The sequence below is a fragment of the Flammeovirga sp. OC4 genome (assembly GCF_000812565.1).
Classification (GTDB): domain Bacteria; phylum Bacteroidota; class Bacteroidia; order Cytophagales; family Flammeovirgaceae; genus Flammeovirga.
In genome coordinates, this window is sequence record NZ_JTAM01000124.1 from 1 (window position 1) to 7542 (window position 7542).

7 protein-coding genes are annotated in these 7542 nt (G+C 31.4%); all 7 read right to left on the minus strand.

Annotated elements, in window-relative coordinates:
- The coding region (locus PL77_RS29220; RefSeq protein WP_044213391.1) for a tail fiber protein at positions 1-1112 on the minus strand (1112 nt) is incomplete at its 3' end.
- 530 nt (positions 1113-1642) lie between these two features.
- The gene (locus tag PL77_RS29225) at positions 1643-2401 is read right to left on the minus strand and encodes an NYN domain-containing protein (protein WP_044213393.1); all 759 of its coding nucleotides are present in this window, start codon (positions 2399-2401) and stop codon (positions 1643-1645) included.
- A 92-nt stretch (positions 2402-2493) separates the two neighbouring features.
- Entirely contained in the window at positions 2494-3150 is a 657-nt protein-coding gene (locus PL77_RS31950; RefSeq protein ID WP_156152598.1) for a hypothetical protein, read from the minus strand.
- A gap of 734 nt (positions 3151-3884) precedes the next feature.
- Complete coding sequence (locus tag PL77_RS31255; RefSeq protein ID WP_156152599.1) at positions 3885-4412, minus strand: hypothetical protein; 528 nt, start codon at positions 4410-4412, stop codon at positions 3885-3887.
- 166 nt (positions 4413-4578) lie between these two features.
- Positions 4579-5823, minus strand: a complete 1245-nt coding sequence (locus PL77_RS29245; protein WP_044213401.1) for a hypothetical protein — start codon at positions 5821-5823, stop codon at positions 4579-4581.
- A gap of 416 nt (positions 5824-6239) precedes the next feature.
- Entirely contained in the window at positions 6240-6809 is a 570-nt protein-coding gene (locus PL77_RS29250) for a helix-turn-helix domain-containing protein (RefSeq protein ID WP_044213403.1), read from the minus strand.
- Positions 6810-6990: 181 nt separating this feature from the next.
- The gene (locus tag PL77_RS29255; RefSeq protein ID WP_044213404.1) at positions 6991-7425 is read right to left on the minus strand and encodes a hypothetical protein; all 435 of its coding nucleotides are present in this window, start codon (positions 7423-7425) and stop codon (positions 6991-6993) included.
- Positions 7426-7542: the final 117 nt, after the last annotated feature.

The following is a 7542-nucleotide window of genomic DNA, read 5'->3' on the forward strand; positions in this document are numbered from 1 at the left end:
GCATAATCTTCTTTGAAAACATAGTCTGGTACTGTACCTGCTGAAGTTGTTACTTTTACCTCTTGAGCATGTATTTTACCCTTTACGGTTAGCTTTGAGTCAGGTTCGTCAGTGCCTATTCCAACAAAACCATCTTTGGTAATTCTCATCCTTTCTCCATATCCATGTACTCCTTGGTTTGTCCAAAAAGTTAAATATCCACCACCATGTTTAGAACCAATTGCAAAGTTATGCCCTTCTTCACTGTTTTCAAATCCAACAAAACCTGCATTAGAAGCTACAGGGCTTTTAAAATGTATAGCTCCAGCTCTATTCCCTTCTCCAACACAAAGGTATCCTCTTACATCTAATTCAAACTCAGGTGTTTTAGTTCCAATACCTACATTTCCTTGATTTCCATCGATAAAAACAACAGATTTTGAACCGTTTCCTCCTACATTCGATGTGAAATTATAACCACCATTACTTGAATTATTTTCAAAAACAATATTATTGTCATCGTTTATCATTTGATGAAATAGAACACTATCACCTTTATTTGTTAAGGCTAACTGTTTTTCACCTTCATTGTAGTCTATGATAACGGGTGCGGGAAGAATACCATTATTACCAAGCACATTTGTACCATATACTGGCTCTTCCACAATCAGTTCTCCTTCATCATTTAGAATTTTAGGGTTTCCAAGAGTAATTTCAGGACTAACTATTGTTAATTTGAGGTTAGTGAAATTTATCACAAATGCCTTGTGGGTTTTGGGTGTATTAGCTGTTAAATGTATTACTGAGTCATTTACCTTCCTTAGTCGAAGAGTGATATTTGATAATTTCACATCTTGTTGTATTCCATAAGCCAACCCTCCAGAGAATTTAACATATAGCATAAAGTTTGAACTATTAGGGAGTGCAAAACCCCAATTTCCATTACAGTCTACTATATTACCAACAATTTGAAGCCCTTCATAAGTACCTATATTACCTGCATCAATAGTCGCTATCACTCTTTCTCCTGGAAGAGATGCTGTTTGAAAATTAAGAGAAAAGTCTTGAGATTTGATTTCATTAAAGACGATTGATGTAAAAATCAATAATAGATAGAATAGCCTAGCTCTCATTTTTTGCTTGTTATAGTTTAGAATATATACACTTTAACACATTGCATACGCTCCTTTTCAAGGTTAGGATAATATTAAATTGATATTATCAAGAATTGGCTTGTAGGATAGTTTGCTAATCAACATTTATTAAGTACATGTATACTAGGTTTCTTAAGAAAGTATGTATGTAGTAACTGAAGACAATGTTAACTTTCCCTAAGATCACCTTACACTCAACAAAGATACATTATGTTAATTTTTTAAAAAAGCTTTTCGCAATTAATTCAAAATAGTACTGCCTTAGGGAAGATATAATCTAGGTTCGGTACAAAAATATTTTCAAGTATACCCCCCTAACTTTTTAATAGTTTTTAGCCGGAAGATGTCACTTCGAACCTGACTTTTATTTAAGCTTGTAACTTATAACAATTCTCTTTTTATCAAATATTTCCCGTTAGTTTTATAAAGTTATAAATCAAAGACTAAAACTATGCTATTGTTCTTAGTGACACCTATCGGCTTGACACTAAAAACAGTAAGGAGGATGACTATGATTTTCTTCCCCTTGTAAAATGCTTTTCTTTTATTCTAACATAAATCAATTTACTTCTTCCTTTTGGGTTTTCTCGTTGTTCTATTTCGAACTTGTTAATTGATCTAATAAGTGGTGTGAGTTTTTCAAACCCGTAATTTCTAGAGTCGAAATTGGGGCGTTTTTTCTGGATTAAACTTCCAACGTCTCCAAGGAAAGCCCATCCTTCATCATCCGATAAATCATTAATTGAGGAAGAAATAAGGTGAATCTCTTTGTTTGTAATTCTATCTACTGAAGGTTTAGCTGTTTCTTTTGTGTCAGTTTTATCTTCAGATTGTTTCCTCAGAATTTCTATGTATATAAACTTATCACAAGCGACAATGAATGGATTGGGAGTCTTTTTTTCTCCTATTCCGATTACTAACATTCCTGCTTCTCTCAAACGGGTCGCTAATCGGGTAAAATCACTATCACTAGAGACAAGACAAAAACCTTCAACTTTCTCACTATATAAAATGTCCATAGCGTCAATAATCATGGCGGAGTCGGTTGCGTTTTTCCCAGTAGTATATCCATACTGTTGAATAGGAGTAATTGCATTCTCTAAAAGCAAGTTTTTCCATTTTGTCAACCCGGGGCTGGTCCAATCTCCATAAATTCTCTTAATAGTTGGATTGCCATATTTGGCTATTTCTTCCATCATGTCCTTTACATTGGCAGATGGTATATTGTCACCGTCAATTAAGACAGCCATATTTATGTTTTCTTTCATCTTATATTTTTAGGGTTATTGTGTACAAAGTAATGATTAAGATACGGTCAGTGGGTGTATAATCCGGTGGATGGAGATTAGCTATTGTTGGGCTATGTATATAATTTAATTAGTACTTTTTTAAAAAAACTCATTGTACTAAAATCAGGTTTACTTTTAAGTTTTAAGGTATAATGGTTAGTGCTTTTTGATATCAATGAGTCATTTTTTAACTGATAATTTTTTGATAAAAACTGTAAATCATTTTCAAAAGTTAATAAAACATCATTCTTGATAATTTTGTAATTACCTATTGTTTCTTCAGTACAAGAACCATTATAACTTTCATAATAAAATCTCCCATTTTCATATAAATTTAAAGTGATTATTGGATATTCGTATTCAAAGCTTTCATAAGTCGTACCTAATCTTAGTAATGAATATATAGGGTTTATTGTTAAAATTAGAACCAATTGAAATAATAAAAAACCCATTAATTTTAAATTGAGCCTTTTATTAGTTTTTAGAAAAAAGAAATCTACAATAAATGTAATTAATAATATGATTAAGCAGATTATTCCTGTTGAAACTATTAATGCTATAAAAATTGCATCCCCGTCACAAATTGCTCCTAAACCAGGAATATTAATCTTTAAGAAAAGACATCCAATTAAAGAAATAATAAGGAAGCTTATGATTTTGAGTATATTTGAAAAGTTATATTTCATTTTAACAACCTTAGTTTGTTTAATTAAAGTTACAATAATCATAATTGGATGTAATTACGATTATTTAGCCTAATAACTTGGCTAAAAAGTATTTCAAAGAAGTTCCCCCCATTTACTAAATAGCCACAAGCCTTTTAAAATTTTTTCAATTTGTGGTGGGCATACTAACACGCTATACCCTACCAATTCTACCAATAACCTAATTCTTTTTTTAATTTTTCAGCTGTTAAAAGCTAAACACTGTTTTTTTATGAAGATGAAAATTCTATCGTTTTAAGGAATTCTATAACATTCGTTCAGAATTACAATTCAATAGAAAACCGTATTCTTTTAAACCTTTTAATCATCGTCAAAATTAAAATTAGAGTGAAGGTATTCTAGTAATTGTTTATCTGATAGCTCAGTAATTTTATTCACTACCTTTTTGTCAAGCATTCTTCTTACAAACTCAAATGAATATTTTTCGACAATTACAATATGTTCTAATTCATCGTGATATGGTTGATTACAATAACCTTCCTTTGTAGCTAAAAAAAGAAAAAGGTCATTATCCCTTCTTCGTTTCGCTTCTTCAAATCAAATTCAACTGAGATAAAGAATTCATTTTTTGGACTAAACTCTTCTAGATTGAAACAATCTGAGCTTCCAAAGCTAAATAATTCAAAGTTACTCATTATTGGTTATTTCTTGGACTAAACAGTTTTTGATTAATGACTATATAAAGCATTACATTCCATGTAATTGCTAGTAACCAAGCAGTCTCAAGTTATGGTCAATTACACCTTGTTTTGTGCTTTTTTTAATTTTATTTCTATTTGCTCAATATCTTCTCTAGCTTCTTTAATTGTTGAGATGTTATTTAAGTCTTTATAGACTTTCAAAGCTTTTGTTTTATGGCCATCTAAAATATGTTGAATTACTTTATTAGTTATTGCAACATTGCCTAAATCCAAATCATCTCTTCCAAATTTCCTTAACCCAACATTCGGAAATTTTGGTTGCCAATCTCCCCAATCTAATTCACGAAATCCATCTCCCCATATTTCTTGATCTTTACTACAAACATATCGCAATGTGCTATTGTAAATAAGGAATTCACAATCAATACATTTATTAGGTACGAAAATTTCTATACCCGTTTTTGACACTTTAATCACTTTAGGTTCAGTATTGCCTTCGATACCACAACTACCATAGTCCAATCTTAAGTAATCTTCAGCTAATTCTTCTGCTCTTAAACATTCTCCTTCAAATAGGAATTCACAACTCAAACATTTATTCGGCAAAGCTGAAATTGATCCCATAATTTGCTTTTTCTTTGAAGGGCTTCTATCGCCTTGAATTTCACATTTTGGAAATGATTTTCGATACATATTATTAATCTCGTATAACAGTTGGTGTAAGAAGAGTAGCTTTTGTGTTGTGCCTACGACAAAAGCTATGATTTTTACACATTTTTAACAGTAGATTTTATTTTGGTAAATGATATAACTGCACTGCCAATTTTAATTCTCTGTTCTTATCTCCATTTAAATGGAATCGATAGTTAAACCAATTTTCATCAGGTTTATTTACAAAGCTTAAATAGTTTGGATGCTCCGTAGTCGATTTTTTAACTTTTTCTAATATTGAAGAAAAATCTTTTTGCCTAACAAACATAATAACTGAGGCTTTTGTGTCTCGCCAAGTTAAGTAATTCAATAGTTGAGAGATAGTTTTTAAATATCCTTTTTCACCAGACCAAAATTTACATTCTGAGATAAAAATGACAGAACTATCATACCTTAATTGTATGTCTGTCTTACCCGATTTGTTAAATGTTTCTCCACTAGCACTACCAAATTCAAAATTGGGGTCAAGAATCATAAGGATATGGTCTCTTAAATCCTCTTCTTCCTTTCCTTTATATACACTTGGCATTCTTTCAAAGTTTTTTCCAACATCGTTAATTAATTTCAATATGTGGTGATAATTATTTTCATCAAGTGTTGGTTCTGGCTTAAATCCTTTTTCAACAACTGATGGTCTAATTGAGAGCTTTTCTCTAAACTTTGGCTGAGGTATAGAAAAAGTATTTGAAGTATTTGGCTTTTTCTTGAGAGGAACACCTAATGAAGACATTAAGTTATTTTTAGCTAACAGTTTTTGTTTTCTTTGAGAGAATAATGATTTAATAGTTGAGGCAAGAGAGTTGTTAAAATTGATGATATCATTTCTAAGAGTTTCATAGTTTCGATGAACTCCCCTTACTTCATTATCATATTCTTGTTTTATTTTCTTAGGGTCATTGCTAAAATTAATGAACTCTGCAACAATCGTGTTTCCTTTGATATGAAAATTCCCACCACCACTCGATGAAATCGAAGAAGCTGGACAGTTCAATAATAAATCAGTGTTACCATTTACTGGTATTATAAATTGTATTATCTCTTTTTTATACTTTTTCCCTTCATAGACGTGAAAAGTCCTTGGAAAGTATTCTGCAGGTATATCTTCTTCGTAATTGTCGGCATAAACATCATCAAATACTATTTCAGGTACATCCATAGAATACTTTTCTGTAAGATGATTTATATATTCCGTTTCATTCACATTTAGAATATAATCTTCTGTTTCATTTTCTACAATTCTTTTTATACTCTCGAGAACTGATGTGAATTTGTCCAAAATTCTGCCCGAACTAAAAATCCTTGATCTACTATTATATCTGTACATGGTGTTTATATAATTTGCTTCTAAAATTAGATAAGCACAATGGCGTTTATCCCAAAAATTTCACGGACATACGCCATATGGTATATATCCATTAATAAAAACACTCCCAACTTCCCATTGAAAATCAGTTTGCTAGTAGGTTGTTGAAAGATAATCTGAATTTACATGTTTATGTATTACAAAACAAGAATTGATTTTTTTAAGCAACCAATCGTCTTTTAATTTTTTTTTTTTCAAATCAATTCGTGAGCAAATGCAAATTATCTCTTAAAGTCTGGGTAGTTGTTGATTTTTGATGTGGCATCGGAAAATTTGGGCATAAAAAAATCCCTGAAGAGGGAGTCTTGTGATAAATTGTGGAGTGAAGTGAGGGGAAATTGGTGAGTTGAGATGAATTTTCATGAAAAAGGAATAGATTAGACGCATTTTTTGTGTTCCGATACAGCGATTGGGTTCTTCCAAAGTTTGAATTGTGGTTGATCTTTGATCAGTTCACGCATCCAATAATATTTCGGACCGGGTTGTGCTTGCTGTGTTCTGAGGAGTTGGAGATGTTCCATCCAAAGATCGTAGTATTCCCAATCGTCTTGATGGTGATGATACTTTTTACCAATGCGGTAGGCGTACCATTTTTTGAGGTAGACAGCATCGTAGTTCTTGCCTTTAAATTTTAGATCATAGTACTGATCAGAGTACCAATAGATATATTTTCTTTCAGCATAAAGCTCGTAATCATTTTTCCTCCTTGTATGATGTATGAATGGATTTTTCTTTTTGGAACCTGCGTATTTCTTTCGTGCTAAAAATAATTTGTGTGCATATTCTGCATCATACTTTTGGGTTTTTGGATTGGTATTTCTTTTTAACTCACGATAAATCGTAGACAGGGACACCTCTAAACCTTCCGCAATTTTTGCTACGGTAAATCTTTTGTCTTCAATAAGACGTTGGATGACTTTTCTCTGATAGAGTTGAAGGTTTTTCATGAGATTCGTTAAACAGTCAGTTTTATTAATTCGTTAGGCTCTTTTAATGTAATACGAATCGATTAAGAATCAAATCATTTGTGATGGTTTTTTTCTTCATTTGTAGATCTTTGTTTTGTTTATCTATTGATTTTAAGCTAGAATGAAGTTCTTAGTGTATGTTATAAAGATACTCATATGATTACAATTGATCATAATAGCCTTCCAATAATAATTGTTCATTTACCTCAATGAGACTGTCTTTAATATAATTTACACTATCGTCAATTGAATCTTCTAAGTACACAAAGAATAAACTTTCGTTCTTGATCAAATAATAATACCAATCTGGATAACCTAAATCAAAAAGAACCTTCGATTGAAATTTTTCACTTAAACTCTTCAAAAAAGGAATCATCTTTTCTCTTCCTTTCAGTTCATTGGTGACCACTAACTGCAATTGTGTTCTGAATCCTTTTTCTTCGTAACACAATTGATAAAAAATTGTCTCCTTATTATACTCCCCAACAGCTTCTAAATGCATTACTGTATTATTTTTAAAGGATTGAGTTAGGAATATGATAATTTGCTCTTCAGGGATGAAGTTCTCTATATAGATTTGAAAGTTGTTATCCATTTTTAAATTTACTCTGATTCATACAATTTTATACCATACAGATCTACCATTTTGAAATGATCCTCCTCTGTTCGTGGTGCCAAGCCGACAGGCGTCACTGCGAACTTGATTTTGTTT